This window comes from Cobetia sp. MM1IDA2H-1 (genome assembly GCF_002916775.2).
GTDB classification, from domain to species: Bacteria; Pseudomonadota; Gammaproteobacteria; order Pseudomonadales; family Halomonadaceae; genus Cobetia; species Cobetia marina.
In genome coordinates this window covers 1,148,084-1,171,457 of the sequence record NZ_CM133225.1, presented here as the reverse complement: position 1 = coordinate 1,171,457, position 23,374 = coordinate 1,148,084, and the positions used below count along the sequence as shown (strand labels likewise).

Genomic DNA, 23,374 nt, shown 5'->3' with positions numbered 1-23,374 from the left:
CCCACCTCTCCAGGAGGCAAGGACGTGGCGGGCAACGACTGACACCCTCTTCGCCCCCTTGTCTCGGGACGCTGGAGGAAGTCAGTGGCGCCAAAGGAAAAGACCGTGCAACCCATTGGTCGTACGGCCCCTTTTCCAGATTCTGGCAAACATTGTAGCGGCTTCGCCCCCCTTGCGGGTAGTGCGAGATGCCAATTGCCTTGTGGAGTCCAGTGTTGCGCCTGTCCCGCGCAGGCCTTGCGGCATGCCGCGCAGGGCATCAGTGGAGTCAGTCGGCGGCTCGTACTGCCTGACAGAACGCCTGGAGGCGCTCCCATGACTTCTCGCCAGGGGCAGACTCTACCCCTCCCGAGACATCGACCGCGTGGGGCGCTACCTGCCTGACCGCCTCCGTCACGTTGCCGGCCTCGAGCCCACCCGCCAGGATCACCGGCAGGGGCAATTCTCGAGGGATGCGCGACCAGTCAAAGGTCTCGCCCGTGCCACCGGGGACACCGGGACGATAGGCATCCAGCAGCAGACCGCGTGCGTCATGGAAGCGTTCTGCCTCTGCCGCCAGGTCGATCCCGTCACGCATGCGCAACGCCTTGATATAGGGGCGGCCAGCGGCGCGGCACTGCTCGGGCGTTTCGTTGCCATGGAATTGCAGCAGATCGAGATGCGGGGCAGCGGCGGCCACTTCGGCCTCACTGGCATCGACGAACAATCCGACACGCATCACGAATGCCGGCACCAGGCGCGAAAGCTCCGCCAGGCGAGCAACGTCCACCGCCCGCTTGCTGCCCGCCCACAGCACGAATCCCAGCGCATCGGCACCTGCCGCCACGGCGCCGGCGATATCCTGTTCACGTGTCAATCCGCAGATCTTGATTCGGGTACGCTGGCTCGCTCGAGCGCTCATCTCGGTCATGGGATCACTCCGTTCAACGTGAGGAATCATTCTGTGCGACAGGCGATCCTGCGGCAGGAATCGCTTGTTCATGTTCCCGACTGAGACGCTCGGCCTCACGGGCAACGCTTGCCAGCCGAATGGCTTCCTTTTCACTGAGCTTGCCTGCCGCCCGAGCCTCTTCGGCACCCTCGGCTTCGGCACGGGCCAGGCGTGAGCGTACCATCGGGCAATCCGGCAAGGGGCGCTCTCCCGTCCACTCCCCGAGATGGGCCACCAGACCAGGCCCGAGCGGCTCCCTGGGCAGCTCATAGCGCGGCGGATAGATGACGTCGACGAAGTGAAGTCCCGTGGCTGCTGCCGTGGCACTCGAGCGCGTGCGATCTCCCCCGCGCATCAGCTCGACGATCCACTCGACAGGCTTCTCGCCACGCCCGATGGCCATCAAGGTACCGGCGATATTGCGCACCATGTGGTGCAGGAAGGCATTCGCCTGGATGTCGATCATGACCAGCTGGCCGTGACGACTCACCTCGATGAAATGCACGTGGCGTCGTGGCGAGCGCGACTGACAACCTGCCGCACGGAAGGCCGAGAAGTCCAGCTCCCCTACCAGATGGGCGGCCGCCGCCTGCATGTCGGCGACATTCAGGGGTTCACGACACCAGGTGGCGTTGTGACGCTCCATCACCGGCCGAAAAGGCTGATTGATGATCATGTAGCGATAACGACGCGCGATGGCGCTGAATCGGGCATGGAAGTCATCGGGAACGGGGACCGCCCAATGGATACCGATATCCGGGGGAAGATTGACGTTGCCGCCCATGCGCCATGCCTTGCGGCTGCGGCCCACGGGGGTATCGAAGTGCACGACCTGACGCACGGCGTGCACACCTGAATCGGTGCGCCCGCTGCAGTGGACGGTGATGGGAGTGGAAGCCACCTTGGAAAGCGCCTTTTCAAGCGTTTCCTGCACGGAAGGTGCGTGGCTGAGGCGCTGCCAACCGCAATAGCGGCTGCCATCATACTCGACGCCCAGAGCGATGCGCCCCGGGCGTCTTTCATTATCATCAAGCGGTGTAAAAAAGGGCATCAGGTCAGACCAAAGCGCTCCATCAACGCCAGCGCCTCTTCACGGATCATCCCGTCACTGGCGGAGGCGAGCGGCTCAAGCAGCGCTGCCGCTTGATCATCCTCACCATCCACCAGCAACTGGCGGGCTTCCTCGAGCTGCTGGAAAGCCACGCTGTCCTGGGCGCCAGCCCCTGCCCCTGCCATGCCGACAGAGGGATAGGCATTATCCTGATCCCCGGACTCGAACGCCACTTCCTCCACCTCGAATTGCGAGATATCACGACGAGGGACATCCACCTCTTCCAGCGTCATGCTATCCAGCGACGGCAACTCGTCGGCTGCTGCAAAGGCGCTTGCAGGCGCCACCTCGTCGCCTGAAGGTGCACTGGATTTCGCAGACTCGCCTTCCTCATCGATGGAGGCGGAGGTAAATTCGACCGCCTCACCCTTGAGCGCCTCGTCCGCCTTCTCGGCACTTGCCACTGCCGCAGGCTCCACACCGTCATCAAGCGTCAGTTCCGGCGCCTGGTAATCGATCACGTTGTCACTGAAGAAACTGGTATCGGGTGCCGCCTTTCCGTGCTCGGGACTCTTGCCCTTGAGGCCGGGCTCGAATGCGACTCCCACGTCTGCCGGAGTGTCATTCGTGACGGCGGCATCAGCGTGCAAGTCATCCTCGAACGAGCCACTGTCCTGCCCTTCGCCTGAAGAGTCAGACACGTCACCTTCCGGCTCGCGCTCATCGTCCTGCAGGTTCGCGCCACCTGCCGCCAGCCTTTCAGAGGCTGCGCTGGCCGAGGATGGCACACGTAGGGACTGGGCATATTGACTGACGACACCGGAGAGATGCGTCACGTTGCTTGCGGCCACCGCGCCACCCATGGCGGCACGCATGGGGCTACCCATTCCGGCATAACGGTTGAGCAGCGCCTGAGCCTCTTCACGCTCTTCTGCATTGCCCGCCGCCAATACCTTCTCGCTTTCGTGATTCAGCGCCTCGAGATTGCCAAGCTCTCCATGCACACCCATCAGCTTGAGACGCAGGTCCTGACGACTCTCATCGTCTGCAAGACCGGCTTCCAGCAGGGCTTGCGCCTGATCGAAGCGTCCATAGGCGATGAAGATATCCGCCTCGCTGATGGCAGCGGCCTCAGGCTGGGCCAGAGGCTCAAGAGTGTGAGAGCCACGACTTGCCACTGCAGACGCCTCTTCCGGGACCTGTCTGTCAGCGGTACCCGCTGCAGCACCAAAGGCACCCCGTGACGGGTCCTGCAGGTCCTGGTCGTTGTGACGCACGGCATCCGCGAAGCTCATGCTGGAGTCATCCTTCGGCCCCGAGCGACGACGCAGCAACAGCAACAGCAACAGCAGCAATGCTCCCGCCGCGCCGCCCACCATCATCAGATTGTCCTGTACCCACTTCCACGTCGCCTGCGGCCAGGGCTGGCTGGGCAACACGAGATTGCCTTCACCATCACGCGGCTGGCCCAGATCCACCCCGGCAGCGACCAGACTCTCGGGTAGCGTCAAGGGAGTGATGCCGCTGTTGACCAGCAGACGGTTCTGCTTGGCCAGCAATACCTTGGCCGTTTCCAGCTGCTCGGTACGCTCGGCCAGGGAAGCACGCAGTTCACCGACTTCACTGCGCAATGAAGCGACTTCACTGCGCAGGTCGTCACGCTCCTGCTCCAGTTGATCCAGACGCTGCTGGTTGGTCAGCAACTGGTCTTCCAGCGATTCGAGGCGATCCGACAGCTCATCGATGGCCTGCTGGCTACCCGCGGAAATCTGCGTACTGGCGGCCGCCTTGCTCGCCGGCGTGGCCTCTTCATCGATCAGCGTCAGGCGCGGCTTGCCGTCAGCACCCGCACTGGCGGGGCCGCTGGGAGCGGGCGCTGCAGCGAGCGTCTCACTGGCCGTGGCGGTATCCTTCGGAGACGCGGACGTCGTCTTCTTGCTGGCCGGAGCAGGAATGGTCTTGCCTTGCGCCCCCGCGACCCACTGCTGATATTGCTCACGCACTTCGCGATCGGCCGCCGTGCGCGAGCGGCCCAGCATGGTGGCGCGATCGGGAACGCTCAGGACCACCCCCGCCCTCAGCTTGTTGATGTTGCCGCCCGGGAAGGCACTGGGATTGGCTTCCTGAATCGCCAGCATGGCCTGACGGATGCTGACCCCGGCATCCGGACGCACGCGTCGTGCGATGGTCCACAGGGAATCGCCACTGCGTACCTTGATGCTTGACGGCGTTTCGCCCGCCGCGGGCGCAGCGCTTGCCGAGGACGACTGACCACTGTCACGGAAGACCACGGAACGCGAGGGTGTCGACCCCGTGTCGGCCAACGGACGTGAGCGCGCACCAGAAGGCGTCACCAGTGCCGGCTGACTGGAATAGCCCGCCGGATCGAACAGCAGCGTGACCTGACGCTGCAGCTTGCCATTGGGCCACTCGACGTCCAGCAGCAGATCCACATAGGGCTCACGTACCGCCCCGTTGGTGGTCAGCTGAAGATAATAGCGGCTGCCCTGCTGCTTGATGGCCACCTTGACGTCATCACTGACATAGCTGCGGTCCACACCGGCACGCGCAAAGGCGGCGGCATCGGAGACGTTCGCCTTGATCAGGCTGCTATCAAGCCCGGAGGTATCTGTCAGGCCGATGCGGGCATCCAGCGGTTGATTCAGATTCGAGCGCAATCGCGGCGATTCCATGCCGACCGCCAAGGCCTGAGCACTATAGATGGCGAAAGAGATCGCCAGTGCGAGAGGAAGCTTGCGTCCCATTGAGTGTCCCTTCGTATGCGACCGATTCAGTGTCCGGCCGGCGCATTATGTTACGTATTCTTACATATAAGATACCAGAGAGTCCGCCTCATGATTCAGGCAAGGCGCGACTCAGCCAGAAAAATTTCAACGCTAGCGGGCGTCGTCCCCTCTGATAGCCCACCTGCTCCCCGGATGACAGGAGTGACCAGCTCCACCTCATCCGGCTGACACGATACTCAAATATGCATACGAGATGCCATCATGCATCAACATCGCCAGCCAAATTCGCAAAAAATGCGCAAGCCGGAATGAAGCCGGTCAGTCATTGGAATGACATGCCGGTCATCTGATGCCCATGGCACTGCCGATCATCGGCACGACCGACCATCGCAATCACCCTTCATTGGGCATTCGGGACATGACCGGGAACCCGGACATGGTCCGCCAGGACATTCGCCAGGGACGTTCGAGTGCATGGATATTCGATTGCAGGATTTTCGATTGCAGAATTTTCGAGCGCAAAAAAGTCGCCCCCGGCTCCGAGGAGTCGGGGGCGACGTCTTGCATCACGCCATGGCACTCAACCGCGAGGGCCAGCCATCGTGATGATCAGGCAGCGCGATGTTCCCGCAGAATGGTCAGCATGCGCTTGAGCGGCTCCGCGGCCCCCCACAGCAGCTGGTCACCCACGCTGAAGGCAGACAGGTATTCACCACCCATCGCCAGCTTGCGCAGACGGCCGACCGGAACGGTCAGGGTGCCAGTCGCGGCAGCCGGCGTCAGGTGCTTGAGGCTGTCTTCCTTGGTGTTGGCGACGACCTTGACCCAGTCGTTGTGCTTGGCCAGGCGGTCTTCGATCTCGTCCAGTGGCACGTCCTGCTTGAGCTTGACGGTGAAGGCCTGGGAGTGGGAGCGCATCGCACCGATCCGCACGCACAGCCCATCGATCATGATCGGGTTGCCTTGGCTGTCGAGAATCTTGTTGGCCTCGACACCGGCCTTCCACTCCTCGCGGGTCTGACCGGATTCCATCGGGGAATCGATCCACGGCAGCAGCGAGCCGGCCAGCGGCGCACCGAACTGCTGGGTCGCGAAATCATTGCCGCGCATGGTGGCGGTCACCTTGCGGTCGATATCCAGAATCGCGCTGGCCGGGTCGGCAAGCTCCGAGGCCACGCTGCCATTGAGCTGGCCCATCTGGGTCAGCAGCTCACGCATGTGGCGCGCACCGCTGCCGGAAGCCGCCTGGTAGCTCATGGAGGTCATCCACTCGACCATGCCGGCCTCGAACAGGCCACCCAGGCCCATCAGCATCAGGCTGACGGTGCAGTTGCCGCCGACGAAGGTGTTGGCGCCGGCGCCGATCTTCTCATCAATCACGTGACGGTTGACCGGGTCCAGCACCAGCACGGCATCCTTTTCCATGCGCAGGGTGGAGGCCGCATCGATCCAGTCGCCCTTCCAGCCGGCTTCACGCAGCGGGCCGAACACCTGCTTGGTGTAGTCGCCGCCCTGACAGGTGACGATGACGTCCAGCGCCTTCAGCTCATTGATGTCATTGGCATCCTTGAGCGCCGGCACCGGCGTACCCACGTCCGGGCCGGCCTGACCGACCTGGGAGGTGGAGAAGAATACCGGCTCGATACCGGCGAAATCGTTGTCATCACGCATGCGTTGCATCAGCACGGAACCGACCATGCCACGCCAACCGACAAATCCGACTTTCAACATGCTTGTTCTCCTTGTTCATGCACGGCCGGGAACACGGAAGACACCGAAGCTCCCGGCACAGGAATGACCCGCAGCGAGCACAGGCAACTCACACGAGGCGAGCCTTGCCCAACGCTCCAGCCGCAGGTCCTGACACGAAAGCCCAGCGACGCACGCCAGGCTTCCTCATGATCATCTCGCGTGAACGCCACTCACGAGCGGCGTTCACGCGGGTCTTGCCTTACGCCTGGGCCTTGAAGGCGGCCAGCACGGCATCGCCCATCTCAGAGGTGGAGACCTTGCGAGTGCCGGCGTAGGCGATATCGGCGGTACGCAGCCCTTCATCCAGCACCACACCGACGGCCTTCTCGATACGCTCGGCCCACGCCGCTTCATTCAGCGAGTAGCGCAGCATCATCGCCACCGACAGGATGGTGGCCAGCGGGTTGGCGATGCCCTGACCCGCGATGTCCGGCGCGCTGCCGTGGCACGGCTCATACATGCCCTGGCCGCTGGCATTCAGCGAGGCGGACGGCAGCATGCCGATGGAACCGGTCAACATCGCGGCCTCATCCGACAGAATGTCGCCGAACATGTTGCCGGTGACCATCACGTCGAACTGCTTCGGTGCGCGCACCAGCTGCATGGCGGCGTTGTCGACGTACATGTGCGACAGCTCGACATCCGGATAGTCGACGGAGATGCGCTCCATCACGTCACGCCACAGCATGGTGACTTCCAGCACGTTGGCCTTGTCGACGCTGCACAGCTTCTTGTTGCGCTTCTGGGCCATCTCGAAGGCGGTACGGCCGATACGCTCGATCTCGGACTCGGAATAGACGTAGGTGTTGTAGCCGACCTGCTGTCCGTCGCGCGTCTCGATGCCACGTGGCTGGCCGAAGTAGATGCCACCGGTCAGCTCACGCACGATCATGATGTCCAGACCGGACACCACTTCCGGCTTGAGGCTGGAGGCCTCGGCCAGCTGCGGGTAGAGAATTGCCGGGCGCAGGTTGGCGAAGAGTTCAAGCTCCTTGCGCAGCCCCAGCAGGCCGCGTTCCGGACGCAGGGAGATATCTTCCAGCTTGTCCCACTGCGGGCCACCGACCGCGCCGAGCAGGATGGCGTCTGCCGCCTTGGCGGCGTCCAGCGTGTCCTTCGGCAGCGGATGGCCCGCCGCGTCATACCCTGCACCACCGACCTTGCCTTCGCTCAGCGTGATGTCCAGCCCTTCGCTGCGTGCGGCTTCAAGGATCTTCACGGCTTCGGCCGTGATTTCCGGGCCAATGCCATCACCGGGCAGAATCAGGATATTGCGGCTCATCTGGAACTCCTTGGGCCGGAGAACATCCGGCAAGACCGACGGTTCACCGCCGGTGCTGAGACTGGGCTCGCTGCCACTCTGGACGGCGAGCCATGACGAATGTGTTGCGACTGCGGCGCTGACTGGCGTGACGCTGGACAGATCAGGCCGTCTTGCCATCGCGGAACAGCCAAGGACGCTCGGCGCGATGACGCGTCTCGAAGCTGTCGATGGCGTCCTGATCCTTGAGGGTCAGACCGATGTCATCCAGGCCTTCCATGAGGCAATGCTTGCGGAAGCTGTCCACCTCGAAGGGGATCGACTCACCGGACGGCGTGATGACGGCCTGTGCCTCGAGATCGATATCCAGACGATACCCTTCCACCGCCTCGGCTTCCTTGAACAGGCGATCCACCGTGCCCTCGTCGAGGGTGATCAACAACAGGCCGTTCTTGAACGAGTTGTTGTAGAAGATATCGGCGAAGCTCGGCGCGATGACCACGCGGAAGCCGAAGTCGGTCAGTGCCCAGGGCGCGTGTTCGCGCGAGGAACCACAGCCGAAGTTGCGACGTGCCAGCAGCACGCTTGCGCCTGAATAACGCGGCTGGTTGAGCACGAAGTCCGGATTCAGCGGACGCTTGCTGATGTCCTGTCCGATATAGCCCTCATCGAGATAACGCAGCTCATCGAAGAGATTCGGGCCGAAGCCGGTACGCTTGATCGATTTCAGAAACTGCTTCGGGATGATCAGGTCGGTATCGACGTTGGCGCGATCGAGCGGTGCCACGAGGCCCTGCTGGCGAATGAACTTTTCCATGTCGGGCCTCCTCAGGCTGCGCGGGTATCGGAAGTAGGAATGGGGGCAAAGTCACGAACATCAACGAAGTGACCCGCAATCGCGGCAGCGGCGGCCATGGCCGGGCTGACGAGGTGCGTACGCCCACCGAAGCCCTGACGGCCTTCGAAGTTGCGGTTGGAGGTGGAAGCACAATGCTCGCCGGCGCCCAACTTGTCGGCGTTCATCGCCAGACACATGGAGCAGCCCGGCTCGCGCCATTCAAAGCCCGCGGCGAGGAAGATCTCGTGCAGTCCTTCGGCTTCCGCCTGTGCCTTCACCAGGCCAGAGCCCGGCACGACCATCGCCTGCTTGAGGCTCTTGGCGACCGTACGGCCTTCGGCCACGCGCGCCGCTTCACGCAAGTCCTCGATACGCGAGTTGGTGCAGGAGCCGATGAACACGCGGTCCAGCTTGATGTCGGTGATCTTCTGCTGAGCGCTGAGGCCCATGTACTCGAGCGCACGGGTGATGCCACGCGCTTCGGTGTCATCGTTGGCGGCTGCCGGGTCCGGCACCACGCCATTGACGCTGGTGACCTGCTCCGGGCTGGTGCCCCAGGTAACCTGCGGGGCGATGTCTTCCGCCTTGAGCACGACGACCTTGTCGAATTCGGCGTCTGCATCGGAGACCAGATTGCGCCAGTCGGCCACGGCCGCTTCCCACTGCTGGGCGTTCGGCGCATAGGGACGGTCGCGCAGGTAATCGATGGTGATGTCATCGACCCCGACCAGACCGACCCGTGCACCGGCTTCGATGGCCATGTTGCAGATGGTCATGCGGCCTTCCATGGAGATGTCCTGGATGGCGGAGCCGCCGAATTCGATGGCATAGCCGGTACCGCCGGCGGTGCCGATCTCACCGATGATGGCGAGCACGACATCCTTGGCAGTGACGCCAGTGCCGAGACGACCATCGACGCGCACCAGCATGTTCTTCATCTTGCGCTGGATCAGACACTGGGTGGCGAGCACGTGCTCGACCTCGGAGGTGCCGATACCGTGAGCGAGTGCCGCGAAGGCACCGTGGGTCGCGGTGTGGGAATCGCCACACACCACGGTCATGCCCGGCAGGGTCGCGCCCTGCTCCGGCCCGACCACGTGCACGATGCCCTGACGCGCATCATTGATGGTGAACTGCTCGATGTTGAAGCTGTTGCAGTTGTCGTCGAGGGTCTGCACCTGGATGCGAGAGGTTTCATCCTCGATCCCCGCGATACCGGCAGTGCGCTCCTTGAGAGAGGTCGGCACGTTGTGGTCCGGCGTTGCCAGGTTGGCATCCAGACGCCACGGCTTGCGACCGGCCAGACGCAGCCCTTCGAAGGCCTGCGGCGACGTCACTTCGTGCAGCAGGTGACGGTCGATGTAGATGAGTGCAGTACCGTCTTCACGTTGCTTGACCAGATGCTGGTCCCACAACTTGTCATAAAGGGTCTGGCTGGCCATGTCGTGTCTCCTCGTGGCGCCCTACGGTAAGAGCGCTTGCTGCCTCGGGGCTCGTGGCGGCCCCTTGATGAGGTGTGTCGTCCAGTGTTGATGGCGGGGCGGTCGTGCGAGCCATGTCGCAGGTGGCTTGCCACCAGAGGCTCGAGCATCGCCGCCGCGTCCTGTGTCATCAAGAGTACTCGGCGGCGATTAATAAAAGCAATTCATGTTTTTCATGCTTTGGATTCCCAGAAGGAATACCATTGTCTCAGCCGACATTCCCCCTGATCGCACGGAAGATCATTCTTCTGAACGCCCTCATGACAGGATAGCTGCCTCACATGGACACTCCCTCTCTTCAGGCCTTCGTTGCCGTCGCGGAAACCGCCTCCTTCTCGCTGGCGGCCGAACAGCTGCACCTGACACAACCCGCTGTCTCCAAACGCATCGCGCAGCTGGAACAGCTCCACGGCGCGCGGCTGTTTGATCGCATCGGGCGGCGCGTCACCCTGACGGAGGCCGGCAATATCCTGCTGCCGCGAGCCCGTGCCATTCTGGTGATGCACGATGACACGCGGCGCGCGCTGCGCAATCTGTCCGGCGAGGTAAAAGGCAGCCTGACGATGGCGACCAGCCACCATGTGGGCCTGCACCGTCTGCCGCCACTGCTCAAGGCCTTTACCATGTCCCATCCCGAGGTACGCATGGACATGCGCTTCCTGGATTCGGAACAGGCCTATCAGGGCGTACTGGATGGGGAGCTGGAACTGGCCGTCGTCACTCTGGCACCGCATCGCGATCCCAATCTGACGGTGGTGCCGGTGTGGCTGGACGAGATGCGCTTCGTGTGCGGACGAGACCACCCGCTGGCGGGACACAAGGCGTTGCCGCTGGCCGCCCTTTCACAGCACGACGCCGTGCTGCCGGGCCACCTGACCTTCACGCGTGGCATCGTCATCGACACCTTCGCGCGTGACGGCCTCTCGGTGGAAGTCTCGATGTCCACCAACTACCTCGAGACCCTCAAGATGATGGTCGCCATCGGCCTGGGCTGGAGCGTGCTGCCGGAAAGCATGATCGACGACGAGATCGAGATCCTGCCCATCGACCACCGCCCCATCGAGCGCCAGCTCGGCTACCTCTATCACAACAACCGCACCCTCTCGAATGCCGCCAGCGCCATGATCGAGCTGCTGGAAGGGGCAAGGGATGCGGCCTCGAGACACCGCTGACGAATTTCGAAAGCACAACGCCAGCCCTGAGGGCTGGCGTTGCTGTAGAACGTCCTGCTGGTGGTGCCGCTGATCAGCGCTTGCCAGTGTCCTTGTCATTGCCCGCTGAGCCATCCGTCTTGCTGGCCGCAGGCTTGGCCTCGTCCTTCTTGGCCTCTTCCGCTGCCTTGGCGGCGGCGGCCTTGCTGGCGTTGGAGGGACGGCCACGGCGCGGCTTGGGCGCTGCGCTGCCGGTATCACTCTTGGCATCTGCACCCGCCGCACTGCCAGTGTCCCTCTTGGCGGCAGATCCAGCAGCCTTGGCTGTGCTTCCAGCACCTGTGCTGCTGGCGGTCTTGGCAGTGCTTCCAGTGCTCGCACTCCCCGTCGAGCTGGAGGCTGGCTTGCTGGCCGCGGCGCGCTTGGTGGTGCTGGCTGTCGTCTTGCTGGAGGCTGGCTTGCTGGCCGCGGCGCGCTTGGTGGTGCTGGCTGTCGTCTTGCTGGAGGCCGCCGGCTTGCTTGCCGCGGTGCTCTTGGGAGCACTGGCCGCCGCCTTGCTCTGTGTCGCAGGCTGCTTGGCAGCGGGCGATGTCGCCGTGCTGCTGGAGCCCGAGGCAGTGGAAGCAGCGCCGCCGGTTGAGGTGCCGGCCGCAGACGGCTTGCTGTCAGAGGCTGACTTGCTCGCAGTCGTCTTGCTGGCAGCTGTCTTGCGCGGCGTGGAGGTCTTCGCCGCTGAGCTACCTGTACTGCTGGCAGCCGTGCTCGCAGTGCTCGGTTTTACAGTGCTCTGTTTTGCAGTACTCGGTTTTGCAGTGCTGTCGCTGGCCGTGCTGCTGGTGGTCGTTGCGCTCTTGGCAGCAGTGCTCTTGGTAGCAGGGCTTTTGGAAGCTGTGCTCTTGGGTGCAGCACGTTTGCGCGCGGCGGGCTTGCTTGCCGGCGCTGCTGACTCAGTAGCCGCTGATGCCGCCTTGGAAGCGGCAGGCCCGGTGCTGGCGCCTTGCGCCCTGGAGGCACCGGACGAGCTGCTGCCCTTCGCATCGCTGGCATCATTGCTCGCCTTGCCCGCCGCGCTCCCTGTCATTGCCGACACCATCTCTTCCAGTGGCAGCGTGACCTGCTTGAGCGCGTCATTCATGCGCTTCTCGACCGTCTCCTGCACATCACGCACGGTCTTGAGCTGCGCCTGTGCGGCTGAGGTGATCTCTTCCGGCACAGTCTGGCCGAGTACTTCGGGGATGGTCTGGCGCGCATAACGCCCCGGCGCCGCTTCGATCACGTCGAGCTTGCCCTCACCCGGCGTGCGCGCAGAGACTTCCGGTTCCGGCTCGACGAAACCATTGCCGGACATCCATGCCTGCCAGTCATTCCACCAGGAGCCTTCATGCGCCTCGGTGCCCTCAAGCCAGGCATCCGGTGTCGCCGGCAGCTCGTCATTGGTGACGTAGCCGTACTTGTTCTTGTGCGGCGGATTGACGATACCCGCGATATGGCCTGAGCCACCCAGCACGAAGCGCTTGATGGAAGCCTTGGGCAGCTGGGTGCCGTTGTAGGTGGTCTGCCACTTGGCGATGTGATCCTCGCGGGCGGAGACCCAATAGCTGGGAATCTCGATCTGCGAGAGGTCGATCGGGACACCGTCCAGCTCGATACCGCCGGGCTGCACAAGGCGGTTCTCCAGATACATGTGACGCAGATACCAGGCATGGGTACCGGCCGGCAGGTTGGTGCCGTCGGTATTCCAGTACAGCAGGTCGAACGCGGTCGGCGCTTCGCCCTTGAGATAGTTGGAGACGTAGAACGACCAGAAGAGGTCATTCTCGCGCAGCAGGTTGAAGGAGAACGCCATCACGCGGCCATCCAGGTAGCCGTCCTGCGCCATCTGCTTCTCAAGGCCCTGCAGTACCGGCTCGTTGAGGAAGACGCCGATCTCGCCGGGATCGGAGAAGTCCTGCAACGTCGCCATGTAACTGACCGAGCGCACGCGATCCGCCTGTTTCCTGGCCGTGAGATAGGCCATGGTGCTGGCCGTCAACGTGCCGCCGATGCAGTAGGACAGGATGTTGACCTGCTTCTCGCCGGTGGCCTGTTCGATGGCATCCATCGCGGCAAGCGGCCCCATCTGCATGTAATCGGCCCAGGTGAGATCGCTCTGCTCCGGCCCGGGATTGCGCCAGGAGATCAGGAACACGGTGTGCCCCTGCTCCACCAGCCAGCGCATCATCGAATTGTCCTGACGCAGATCGAGAATGTAGTACTTGTTGATCCACGGCGGCACGACCAGCAACGGCGTACTGAAGGCCTTTTCCGTCGCCGGGCGATACTGGATCAGCTGGATCAACTCATTCTCGAACACCACATCCCCCGGCGTGACGGCGATGTTGTCGCCGAGACGGAAGGCTTCGGTGTCGGTCATCGCGACATTGATGCCTTCGGCGGAGTTGGCAAGGTCTTCCCGCAGACGCTTCAAGCCGTCGAGCAGATTCTGGCCGCCGGTTTCACGGGTCACCCGCTGCACTTCCGGGTTGGTGGAGGCGAAGTTGGAGGGCGAGAAGGCACTGACGTACTGGCGCGCGTAGAACTCGAGATTGCGCTTCTGGCTCTCTGGCAATCCCTTGATGCCCGCCAGCATCTCATCCACGGCGCGCGAGAACAGCAGGTATTGCTGCACGAGGAAGTGATAATACGGTTCGCTCTGCCAGGCCTCATCGCGGAAGCGACGATCAGAGCGTGCGGGGCTGATCACGGGCTCGACACTCTCACCGCTCATCTCGCGCAGCGTGCCCTGCATCAGGGCCATCTGGTCCTGGAAGAGGCGGGTCTGCGTGGAAATCAGCAACTGGGGGTCACGTGCCAGTGCCTCCGCGCCTGCCTGGAAGCAACGTCCCATCTCGTCGTAGATGGTGGAGGCAGCAGCACTTGGCCACAGGCGCTCCAGCATGTCACTCATCAGAGCCTGATACTGGGTGCTGGCTTCCTGTACCACGCCGGCCCATTCGCCGCCGTCGACGCCATCGGGGAACAGATGGGAAAAGGCCTGAGAGAATGCCTGAGAAAGTGCCTGCTGCTGGGCTGAAACCATATCGCCCGTCCTCCTTGTCATTGGCTATCGAAGCATGGCTGTCGAACGAACGCCGACATGCACGATTTCATCGAACCGAATCCTTCCGTACCTCTGCAGTGCAATGCCCTCGAAAGGCGTTCGCGGCGCCGTCACTGGCACCTTGCACCGACTCTCTTCACTCTGGCGTCACTCTGGCAGGCCAGAGCCTTGCAGTCCGCTTTCCGTCGCATTCATGCCAGAGGCGCGAATACGACGGAAAGCCGGCTGAGACCTCTCATCTGTCGTCTTGCCGCCTCGGGAGGGGCGACTCTCAGCATGCACCCGGGCCGTGATGGGGGCAATGCCTGACCTCGCCAAAAAAAGGGCTGGCGCGTGCGCCAGCCCTCTCGATGATTCTTCAGCTCTGCTTGGCGCGGCTGGTGGCACTTGCCGGCTTGCTGGTGCTGTCTTTCGCGGCATCCGCCGTGGCGGAAGACGCCTTGCTGGCAGCGGAAGATGCCTTGTCCGTGGCTTCCTTGCCCGCATCGGAATAGGCCTGTTCCATCTGGCTGCGCATCTCGTTGCCCATTTCCGCCAGTTTCAGGGAATCGTCCATCATCTGCTGGGACAGCTCGGTGGCCACTTCCAGCTGACGATTGCCGAATTCGCTGAGCTGCTCGACACTCTTCACTTCCGTCGCGGCGCGGGCACGCTCGAAACCGGTATCGGCATAGCGCTTGGCGGCATCCATCTGGAACTCGGCCACCTTGCTCATGTGGTCGAGCACCAGGCTGTTGAGCTTGCGCATCGGCTGATAGAAGCTGCGGGCCTGCTCGGCAAAGGCGTTGAACATCTGATCCTGTTGCATGACGGTTCCTCCCATGGATTCCGTACCGGAAGAGCGCGCAGAAGACTCTGCGCCATCTTTGGAGCGCAGCATTATGCTGCACTGCACAAAGACTAGTCTGCTCCCGAAGCGGTTGCAATCCCATGACGATAATCCTGCACCGCAATGCCTTCAGCTTCCCTCGTCATCCATCAATCACGCTGACTGCGTGAGCGCGCGCTGGCGGCCTTGGGTCTGTCCTCGGCGGTCGCCTTCTGCGCAGCTCCCGCATGCGGGTCATTCCCAGCGGGCTCACTGTCGCCACCACTGGCCCCACCACTGGCGTTGCCCGCGCCCTGCTGACCGAACTGCTGCAAGGTATCCAGCATCATCTTCTGGTACTGCTGGAAAGCCGCCATGCCCTTGGCCATGCTGTCGCCCATCTCGTTGGATGAGGCCCCCGGGGAATCGGCCGCTGGCGCGCCGCCCATCCCCGCCATGCCTTCCGCCATCCCCGGCGGCATGAACCTGGCAAACGGCGTGCCCGCCCCCGGTGTCATCAGCGGCTTGAGCAGGCTCATCGGATCATAGCCCTCGACGCCCGCTTCCATCTGACGACGAAAGCGCTCCATCAATTCCTGTTGAAAGGCTTCCACATCCGGCAGGCCCATCGCCTGGCGAAACTCCTGAGGCGTCAGGTCGAATTCGACATTGATCTTCATGGCAGTGTCCTTGTGTTGTCTGCCCGCGCACGGCGTGGTGCGCGAGTCCGCTGGCATGCTTGCCATTCGAGTCTAGCAGCGAGAATGACACGGGGGCAGCCTGCTACTTACGCCTTTTCTTATTTACTTTGTGCAAGCCAACCCACCACGCAAGACGCCCCAGCCACGAAGGATGCAGGGCATCACTCCACGGATGGGGCGTCTCTTTCTCACTAAAAGTTCAGCAGCTTGGCAGCGTTACAAGTTCAACAGCTGGGCAGCGCCAGCAGTTCAGCCGCGCCGCAAGCGGCTTACACCTCGCGCAGCACCGGTGTGTCGACCTTGACGTCGGCATTCTGGCCACGATGGCGCAGCAGGTGGTCCATCAGCGTCAGCGCGACCATCGCCTCGGCGATCGGCGTGGCACGGATGCCGACACACGGATCATGACGGCCAGTGGTGATCACCTCGACCGCCTCGCCGTTGACGTCGATGCTGCGACCCGGCAGTCGCAGGCTGGAGGTCGGCTTGAGCGCGATGCTGGCACGCAGGGTCTGGCCGCTGGTGATACCGCCCAGGATGCCGCCGGCATGATTGGAGAGGAAACCTTCCGGCGTCATCTCGTCACGGTGCTCGGTACCCTTCTGGCTGACCACGGCGAACCCGTCCCCGATCTCGACGCCCTTGACGGCGTTGATGCTCATCAGGCCATGGGCCAGCTCGGCATCGATGCGATCGAAGATCGGCTCACCGAGACCCACCGGTACGCCAGTCGCCTCGACGGTGACCTTGGCGCCCACGGAATCGCCTTCCTTGCGCAGGGCGTCCATGTACTGCTCCAGCTCCTCGAGGCGGTCCGCATCGCCACAGAAGAACGGATTGGTGTCGACCAGCGACCAGTCCTTGACCTCAAGCTCGATGGGACCGAGCTGGGACAGATAGCCGCGCACCTGCACGCCGTGGCTCGCCAGATACTTCTTGGCGATGGCACCGGCGGCGACGCGCATGGCCGTCTCGCGCGCGGAGCTGCGGCCACCGCCACGGTAGTCACGCTCACCATACTTGTGGTGATAGGTGTAGTCGGCGTGGGCCGGACGGAACTGGTCCTTGATCTTGCCGTAGTCCTTTGAGCGCTGATCGGTGTTCTCGATCATCAGGCCGATGGCCGTGCCGGTGGTGCGGCCCTCGAACACGCCCGAGAGAATGCGCACCTGGTCCGGCTCGCGCCGCTGGGTGGTGTGGCGCGAGGTGCCGGGACGGCGGCGGTCCAGATCGATCTGCAGATCCGCTTCGCTGATCTCGATGCCCGGCGGGCAACCATCGATGATGGCGCCCAGCGCCGGGCCATGGCTTTCGCCGAAGGTGGTGACAGTGAACAGCTTGCCGAAGGTATTTCCGGACATTCAGGGGGTCCTCAGGCGATGCCGCCGGTCATGGCCGACGGCGTTCTGATAATAGTTGTCGTGAGCTTTTCAGGTCTGGGGCTGAAGCGAAGGCACCAGACGAGCCTGTCTTCAGGCGAATTCGGGGGCGCAGACGTCCAGTGTCTGGGCATCGATGGCGAAGACGCCGTTGCCGCCGCGCTCGAACTCCAGCCACATGAAGGGCACGTCCGGGAACGCGTCCATCAGGTGGCGCTCGGAGTTGCCGACCTCGACGATCAAGACGCCGTCGTCGGTCAGGTAGTCACGCGCCTCGCGCAGGATACGACGCACGATATCCAGGCCATCGTCACCGGCGCCCAGCGCCAGCGCCGGCTCATGGCCGAATTCCTGCGGCATGTGGGAGAGATCGAAGGTATCCACGTAGGGCGGATTGGAGACGATCAGGTCATAGCGCTTGCCCGCCACACCCGCGAACAGGTCCGACTGCACCGCGATGACACGCCCTGCCACGTCGTGGCGTTCGATGTTGCGTCGCGCGACTTCCAGGGCCTCGCTGCTGATATCGACCAGGTCGACCTCGGCGGTCGGCATCACCAGCGCCGTGGCGATACCGATGCAGCCGGAACCGGTGCACATGTCGAGCACGCGAGTCGGCGGCAGTTCCGGGAACCAGGCCGAGAAGCCGCTCTCGATCAGCTCGGCGATCGGCGAGCGCGGAATCAGCACGCGCTCATCGACATCGAAGGGCACGCCGGTGAAGAAGGCTTCACCGAGCAGATACGGCAGCGGCTTGCGGGTGGTGATGCGCTCACGCACCAGCGCCACGATGCGCGCTCGCTCCATGGTCAGAAGGCGCGCGTCGATCACGGCGGGGTCCGTGTCCCACGGCAGATGCAGCGCACCCAGCACCAGCGCCACCGCTTCATCCCAGGCAGAATCGGTGCCGTGGGCGAAGTGCAGGCGATGCGCGTGGAACTCGCTGGTCGCCCAGCGGATCAGGTCGCGCAGGGTCACCAGCTCCTCGACGAGACGGGAGTCCGGCTCACTGAGACTGGAAGGATGGCGCAGGTCGGACGCGGAAGTAGTGGACACGGTGATTCCTGTAAGCGGACAGATGGACAACGAGCGCCGCCAGTCATGATGCGTCGGTGGCGTCTCGCGCAGGCATTGTAGCGTTCACGAGGCGTGGCGGCGACCCTTGCACGCGCCATGGTCACCGCGCGTGACGTGCGCGACATCATGGGACGCCACTGACCTTGCACGGCACGGCGCGGTGCTTCACAGCACCGACAGCCACGCTATACTGCGCCCCTTGCCATTCACCGCTTGCGGAGCCCCCAGCCATGCCCCCCCGACACGACGACAGCTCGGATGACGGCGACGATTTCAACGCCTTCCGCGCCGCCCTCAAACAGGCCGGCGTGCGCAAGATCACCAGCAACCGGGCAGACCCCGGCCGCAAGCCGCTCAGCCGTGACGAGCAGGCCCGACTGGCCGCGCGTCGCGCTGCCGCCAGCGAAGCCTCGACCGACTCTCTCGGCACGCCATCGCGCACCACGGACGGCCAGGTCGAACCGGTCACGCCCAGCCAGCTGCTCGACTTCGCGGTACCGGACCTCCCCTACCGCCAGCGCCAGCGCCTCAAGCGCGGCGAGATCGCCTGGGAAGCCGGTCTCGATCTGCACGGCTACACACTGGAGCAGGCGCGCAACGAGCTGGAATCCTTCATCGATGACGCCATCGCGCGGCGCTCACGCTGTGTGCTGGTCGTGCATGGCAAGGCGTGGACCGGCATGGCGGATCACCCGATCATCAAGAGCCACGTCAACGCCTGGCTGCGCCAGTGGCCGGACGTGCTGGCCTTCACCTCGGCGCTGGAGCTGGACGGCGGCAGCGGCGCAGTTTATGTATTGTTGCGCAGCAAGGGCCGTGATCCGCTGATGGACTGAGCGAGCCCCTCCATCGCCACGCCACGGAGTAGCGACACAGGACATCTGAGCATCTGAACACCTGAGCAACGGAACATCTAAAGCAGGCCTCACGCCGAGCCTGCCACCATAACGACAAGGGAACACCCCGATGACACCCAACGCTGAACACACCACACGCCAGCCCTCACGCCGCGCGCGCTCCACCGCCATCTTCAGCGGCGTGACCGCAGCCACCCTGTCACTGACGCTTGCCATGCCCGCTGCCGCCAGCGATTCCCTGGCCGACAGCACGCTTTCCCGCGTGAAGGAGACTCAGGTGCTGAAGGTCTGCACCACCGGTGACTATGCCCCCTTCAGCCATCGTGAAGACGACGGCGAGTTCGAGGGCATCGATCTCGACATGGCCGCCTCGCTGGCCGCAAGCCTGGACGCAAGCGTCGAGACGGTTCCGACCAGCTGGCCGACGCTGATGGAAGACTTCACCTCAGGCAAGTGCGACATCGCCATGTCCGGTATCTCGATCAAGCTGGATCGTCAGGCACAGGCCTACTTCAGCCTGCCCTACCAGACCGGCGGCAAGACGCCCATCGTGCGCTGTGAAGATGTCGACAAGTACCAGACCGTCGCCCAGATCAATCAGCCGAGCGTGCGCATCACCGTCAATCCGGGCGGCACCAACGAGCGCTTCGCCAATGAATTCCTGAGCGATGCCACGCGCGTCGCGCATAACGACAACCGCACCATCTTCAACAACATCATCGAAGACCGTGCCGACGTGATGGTGACGGATGCCATCGAGACCCAGCTGCAGGCCAGCCGTCATCCGGCGCTGTGCAGCGTGCATCCTGATGCGCCATTCACCTTCTCCCAGAAGGGCTATCTGCTGCCGCTGGGTGACAATATCTGGAAGGCCTACGTTGACCAGTGGCTGACCCAGATGCAGGGCACCGGCGAGCAGGCCGCCATCTTCGAGAAATGGATCAAGGGCTGAACCAGCGCCTCAGCGTCAGCCTGAGCCACATACCAAAAGCCCCCGCCAATCTCCTTTGGCGGGGGCTTGCGTCATTGCCGCGTGCTCATCGACCTCCTAGCCATCCAGCCCCTTCTCGTAACGATCCAGCGCCTCGGCGGCCAGGTGACGGCCCAGCTTGATCAGGCCTTCGGCCCGATGGAATTCGTAGGCGCCACACACCGTCTTGGGGATCTCGACCAGAATGTCCGGCGGATACCCGGCGATCTTGTACTTGGCCAGTGTCGCCTGGGTGATATCGAAGGAGCGCATCATCATGTCGAGCTTGCCCCAGGCCTGCTCCGGCGAATTGTCGTCGTCGACTCCCTCCTCGATCTCCGCGAGGCGCCGCGACTCCCGATTCTCGCTCTGACGCCCCTGCGCCTCGCGCGGATCAGCGTCGTCCCGGCCCTCCTTCACGGCCTGATTCAGCACATCGTTCAGGGTCGCGCCCGTGCTGGTGGCGGGCTCCGTCTCCGGCGCCTCCGACAAGGCCGTGAAGGGCGGGGCGAGACTGCCTCCCGGCGGCAGCGGCACGCCGCCCAGGGGGCTCACCGCCGAGGTGGAGGATGGCGGTGGCTCGGCGAGCTCAGCAGGCTGCGTCGTCTCACGTTCGGCCGAGAACATGCGCTCGGCACTGCGGCGCACGCCACGCAGCCAGTCACCGAATCCGCCCTCCTGCGCCTGCAGCGCGGCCTCGCGTGCTTCCTCTTCGGCCGCCTCCGCCGGGGGCAGCATCTGCTCCAGCGTCTGGTTGCGCGGCGAGTGCGCGGTGGCATTCACCGCCAGCACCAGATCCACATGCGCGGCCACCAGCGGCGTGATGGGCAACGGATTCATCAAGCCACCATCCACCAGCATCTTGCGATCGCGCTGCACCGGCGTGATCACCCCCGGCACGGCGATGGAGGCCCGGATCGCCTCGAGCAGATTGCCGCTCTGGAACCAGACCTCCTTTTGGGCGATCAGGTCCGTGGCAACGGTGGTGAGCGGTATCGGCAGGTCCTCGATGCGCGTATCCCCGATCAGGGCCTCCAGCTCTTCCATGATGCGACGGGCGCGAATGGCGCCCATCGGGCTCCAGGTCACGTCCACCAGTCGCAGCACATCGAAATAATCCAGCTTGCACACCCAGTCCCGATAGGCGTCGAGCTGACCGGCGGCATAGATGCCGCCCACCAGCGCGCCCATGGAACAGCCGGAGATGGCGCGAATGTCGTAGCCCCGCGCCAGCACTTCCTCGATGACACCGATATGGGCATAACCGCGTGCCCCGCCACTCCCCAGTGCCAGGGCGATGGTCTTGCGCTTGGCCATGGCATGTCTCCCGATGACGATGATGAAGGATGACCTTGGCGCGACGGACTACTCGCCCGCGACGGTCCAGTCGATGATCCGTGCCGCGACCGCCGCGACATGTCCCGGCTCCAGATGCAGGTGATGGCCGCCGGGCAGGACGCAACGCTCCAGCCCGCGCACGGCCGCTCGCGCCAGCTGCGCTTCGGGCCGCTCCCTCAGGATACCCTGCTCCCCCTCGATCAGCAGCACCGGCTGATTGACGGCGGCCAGCAGCGCCAGTACCTGCTCCGGGGTATAGCGCATCACCGAGGGTCTGAGCAGACGACGGTCACTGCACAGCCGCCAGCCCTCTTCGAGGGGTTCGAGGTTGCGCTCGACCACCGGGCATATCGTCTCGGCATCCACGGGCGTGACGCCACCGGCCACACGCGCCGCCACCGCCTCCTCGATGCCACGATAGTGCGCACCACGCGACGGCTGGCTCCCTGAGGCCTCTCGTGAGAGCGGACGCGCATGACGCGCCAGCAGGCCACGGCGCAACTGCCCCACCACCTCGTCAGCCGGTGTCGCCAGCGCCCCGATACCGTCGATCAGCACCAGTCGGGCGACATGCTCCGGCAGGGCCGCTGCGACTTGTCCGGCGACGGCAGCGCCAAGCGAGTGCGCCAGCAAGGTGACCGGTGCCTCCGACATGCCCTCGCCTCGCAACCCTTCCAGCGCTTCGATGACATCGTGACAATAATCCCACACCGCATAGTCGCCATCCGGCCCCTGGGGACTCGAGCGACCATGCCCGACCAGGTCGATGGCCACGATCCGGATGCCAAGTCGCTCACACAGCAGAGGTGCCAGGCGCGTGAAGCTGGCGGCATTGTCAAGCCAGCCGTGCAGCGCCAGCCATACCGGGGCGTCAGCGCTGGCCTGCTCGGAGCGCCACTCCAGCGCCGCTATCTCGCCGCCGCAGCGACGCGTGAACGTCAAGGGACGAGGGGATGGGCGTGATGTGCCCGTCGTGGAATTCATGCCATCAACTCCGGTGCCAATTGCGTGAGGGTCGCCAGCAGCGCCTCACGCGTCAGATCAGGATGCTCAAAGGGATACATGTGTCCGCCCGGCACCGTGGCGACCTCAAGCCCGGCCCGTTGGAGCCTGGCGATGCGCGGTGGCGTCAAGAGGTCCGACTGCTCACCTGCCAGTATCTTCACCGGTACCTTGAGCCTGGCCACGGAGCCCGTGAGGTGATCACTCAGATGGCGGAAGATCTCCACCTCATGACGCGTATCGAAGCTCAGCGACAGGCTGCCATCGCCGTGGCGATGCGTGGCATGCTCGATGTAGTCCGCAAGTGCGCGGGGCGTGAAGTTGGCGAACAGCGAGCGGCGACGCAGGTAATCATGCATCGCCTGAGGCGAATCCCAGCGGGCACGCCGGCCACGCGTGCGCCCTGCCGGCGTGACACGGTCGATGAAACCGAAGCGCTTGGCGATCTTGAGGCCGATGGCATCACGTCCCAGCATCAAGGGCGGGTCAAGCAGGATGACGCAGTGGAAACGCGCCGGCTGCTTGAGCGCGGCCATGTAGTTGACCACGCCTCCCAGCGAATGCCCTACCCCGATGACCTTGCGACTGTCCGGCGTGCCCACCGGCCCCAGCGCCGTGTCCAGACAGGCCAGCCATTCGTCCCGCAACGCGATCAGATTGCGCCCCACCGGATAGGCGGGATCATGCGCCAGCCTGTCCACCGGCAGTAGATCGAACGACTCGGCCAACGGGGCCAGCAGGCTGTTGTAACAGGCGCCGGTGAAGCCATTGGCATGGGCAAACGCCAGCAGCGGACGTGACTCTGGCGGCTCGGACACCTCCCGAGGCTCCGCTTGCGGCGTGACCTCTACGGCCCCCGCCACGGCAGCTTGCCCAGCGGATGCTGATGAGGCATTGCGGGATGGCACTGTCATCATGAAGTCTCCTCAC

Annotated in this window: 17 protein-coding genes and 1 pseudogene; 3 read left to right on the top strand and 15 right to left on the bottom strand. The window is 63.9% G+C overall.

Annotated elements, in window-relative coordinates:
• Positions 1–268: 268 nt before the first annotated feature.
• The 7 genes from BOH68_RS05020 to leuC all read right to left on the bottom strand — a co-directional run bounded on the left by BOH68_RS05020 (position 269) and on the right by leuC (position 10,022).
• Entirely contained in the window at positions 269–901 is a 633-nt protein-coding gene (locus tag BOH68_RS05020) for a phosphoribosylanthranilate isomerase (RefSeq protein WP_103751383.1), read from the bottom strand.
• A 22-nt stretch (positions 902–923) separates the two neighbouring features.
• Positions 924–1,982 carry a tRNA pseudouridine(38-40) synthase TruA gene (gene truA / locus BOH68_RS05015; RefSeq protein ID WP_077372395.1) on the bottom strand — a complete coding sequence of 353 codons (1,059 nt, stop codon included), beginning with the start codon at positions 1,980–1,982 and terminating at the stop codon, positions 924–926.
• Positions 1,982–4,747 carry a type IV pilus assembly protein FimV gene (locus BOH68_RS05010; protein ID WP_077372392.1) on the bottom strand — a complete coding sequence of 922 codons (2,766 nt, stop codon included), beginning with the start codon at positions 4,745–4,747 and terminating at the stop codon, positions 1,982–1,984. Before BOH68_RS05010 ends, truA begins: the two co-directional genes overlap by 1 nt.
• Before the next feature lie 591 nt (positions 4,748–5,338).
• Entirely contained in the window at positions 5,339–6,460 is a 1,122-nt protein-coding gene (gene asd, locus BOH68_RS05005; RefSeq protein ID WP_077372390.1) for an aspartate-semialdehyde dehydrogenase, read from the bottom strand.
• A gap of 220 nt (positions 6,461–6,680) precedes the next feature.
• Positions 6,681–7,763 (bottom strand): 3-isopropylmalate dehydrogenase, encoded by a 1,083-nt coding sequence (gene leuB, locus BOH68_RS05000; protein WP_077372387.1) that lies wholly within the window; start codon positions 7,761–7,763, stop codon positions 6,681–6,683.
• Positions 7,764–7,905: 142 nt separating this feature from the next.
• A complete protein-coding gene (gene leuD / locus BOH68_RS04995; protein WP_077372384.1) occupies positions 7,906–8,559 on the bottom strand; it encodes a 3-isopropylmalate dehydratase small subunit in 654 nt (217 codons plus the stop codon).
• An 11-nt stretch (positions 8,560–8,570) separates the two neighbouring features.
• On the bottom strand, positions 8,571–10,022 hold the full coding sequence (gene leuC / locus BOH68_RS04990) for a 3-isopropylmalate dehydratase large subunit (RefSeq protein ID WP_077372381.1): 1,452 nt from the start codon (positions 10,020–10,022) through the stop codon (positions 8,571–8,573).
• 320 nt (positions 10,023–10,342) lie between these two features.
• Here leuC and BOH68_RS04985 point away from each other — a divergent pair, with 320 nt between their 5' ends.
• Positions 10,343–11,233, top strand: a complete 891-nt coding sequence (locus tag BOH68_RS04985; RefSeq protein WP_077372378.1) for a LysR family transcriptional regulator — start codon at positions 10,343–10,345, stop codon at positions 11,231–11,233.
• 1,195 nt (positions 11,234–12,428) lie between these two features.
• Here the strand turns inward: BOH68_RS04985 and phaC are convergent.
• The 5 genes and pseudogenes from phaC to prmB form a co-directional block, all read right to left on the bottom strand.
• A pseudogene (gene phaC, locus BOH68_RS04980) lies at positions 12,429–14,159 on the bottom strand (class I poly(R)-hydroxyalkanoic acid synthase); the annotation flags it as partial.
• A gap of 511 nt (positions 14,160–14,670) precedes the next feature.
• Positions 14,671–15,120, bottom strand: a complete 450-nt coding sequence (locus BOH68_RS04975; protein WP_167593039.1) for a phasin family protein — start codon at positions 15,118–15,120, stop codon at positions 14,671–14,673.
• 170 nt (positions 15,121–15,290) lie between these two features.
• Positions 15,291–15,800, bottom strand: a complete 510-nt coding sequence (locus BOH68_RS04970) for a DUF6489 family protein (protein ID WP_077372372.1) — start codon at positions 15,798–15,800, stop codon at positions 15,291–15,293.
• Positions 15,801–16,090: 290 nt separating this feature from the next.
• Positions 16,091–17,182, bottom strand: coding sequence for a chorismate synthase (aroC, locus tag BOH68_RS04965; protein ID WP_054554938.1), 1,092 nt, complete (start codon positions 17,180–17,182; stop codon positions 16,091–16,093).
• 111 nt (positions 17,183–17,293) lie between these two features.
• Positions 17,294–18,256, bottom strand: a complete 963-nt coding sequence (gene prmB / locus BOH68_RS04960; RefSeq protein ID WP_077372369.1) for a 50S ribosomal protein L3 N(5)-glutamine methyltransferase — start codon at positions 18,254–18,256, stop codon at positions 17,294–17,296.
• Between the two features lie 251 nt (positions 18,257–18,507).
• On the opposite strand from prmB, the gene BOH68_RS04955 reads away from it, so the two are divergent.
• Both BOH68_RS04955 and BOH68_RS04950 read left to right on the top strand, forming a co-directional pair.
• Entirely contained in the window at positions 18,508–19,113 is a 606-nt protein-coding gene (locus tag BOH68_RS04955; protein WP_077372366.1) for a Smr/MutS family protein, read from the top strand.
• A gap of 130 nt (positions 19,114–19,243) precedes the next feature.
• Positions 19,244–20,086: a transporter substrate-binding domain-containing protein gene (locus tag BOH68_RS04950; RefSeq protein WP_077372363.1), complete on the top strand. Its 843-nt coding sequence runs from the start codon at positions 19,244–19,246 to the stop codon at positions 20,084–20,086.
• A 96-nt stretch (positions 20,087–20,182) separates the two neighbouring features.
• Here the strand turns inward: BOH68_RS04950 and BOH68_RS04945 are convergent, their stop codons facing one another.
• From BOH68_RS04945 to BOH68_RS04935, 3 genes are read right to left on the bottom strand one after another with little or no spacing between them, the layout of a single operon-like run.
• Positions 20,183–21,421, bottom strand: coding sequence for a patatin-like phospholipase family protein (locus tag BOH68_RS04945; RefSeq protein WP_077372360.1), 1,239 nt, complete (start codon positions 21,419–21,421; stop codon positions 20,183–20,185).
• 48 nt (positions 21,422–21,469) lie between these two features.
• Entirely contained in the window at positions 21,470–22,426 is a 957-nt protein-coding gene (locus BOH68_RS04940) for an alpha/beta fold hydrolase (RefSeq protein WP_077372357.1), read from the bottom strand.
• Positions 22,423–23,358 (bottom strand): alpha/beta fold hydrolase, encoded by a 936-nt coding sequence (locus BOH68_RS04935; RefSeq protein ID WP_077373182.1) that lies wholly within the window; start codon positions 23,356–23,358, stop codon positions 22,423–22,425. Before BOH68_RS04935 ends, BOH68_RS04940 begins: the two co-directional genes overlap by 4 nt.
• Between the last annotated feature and the right edge of the window lie 16 nt (positions 23,359–23,374).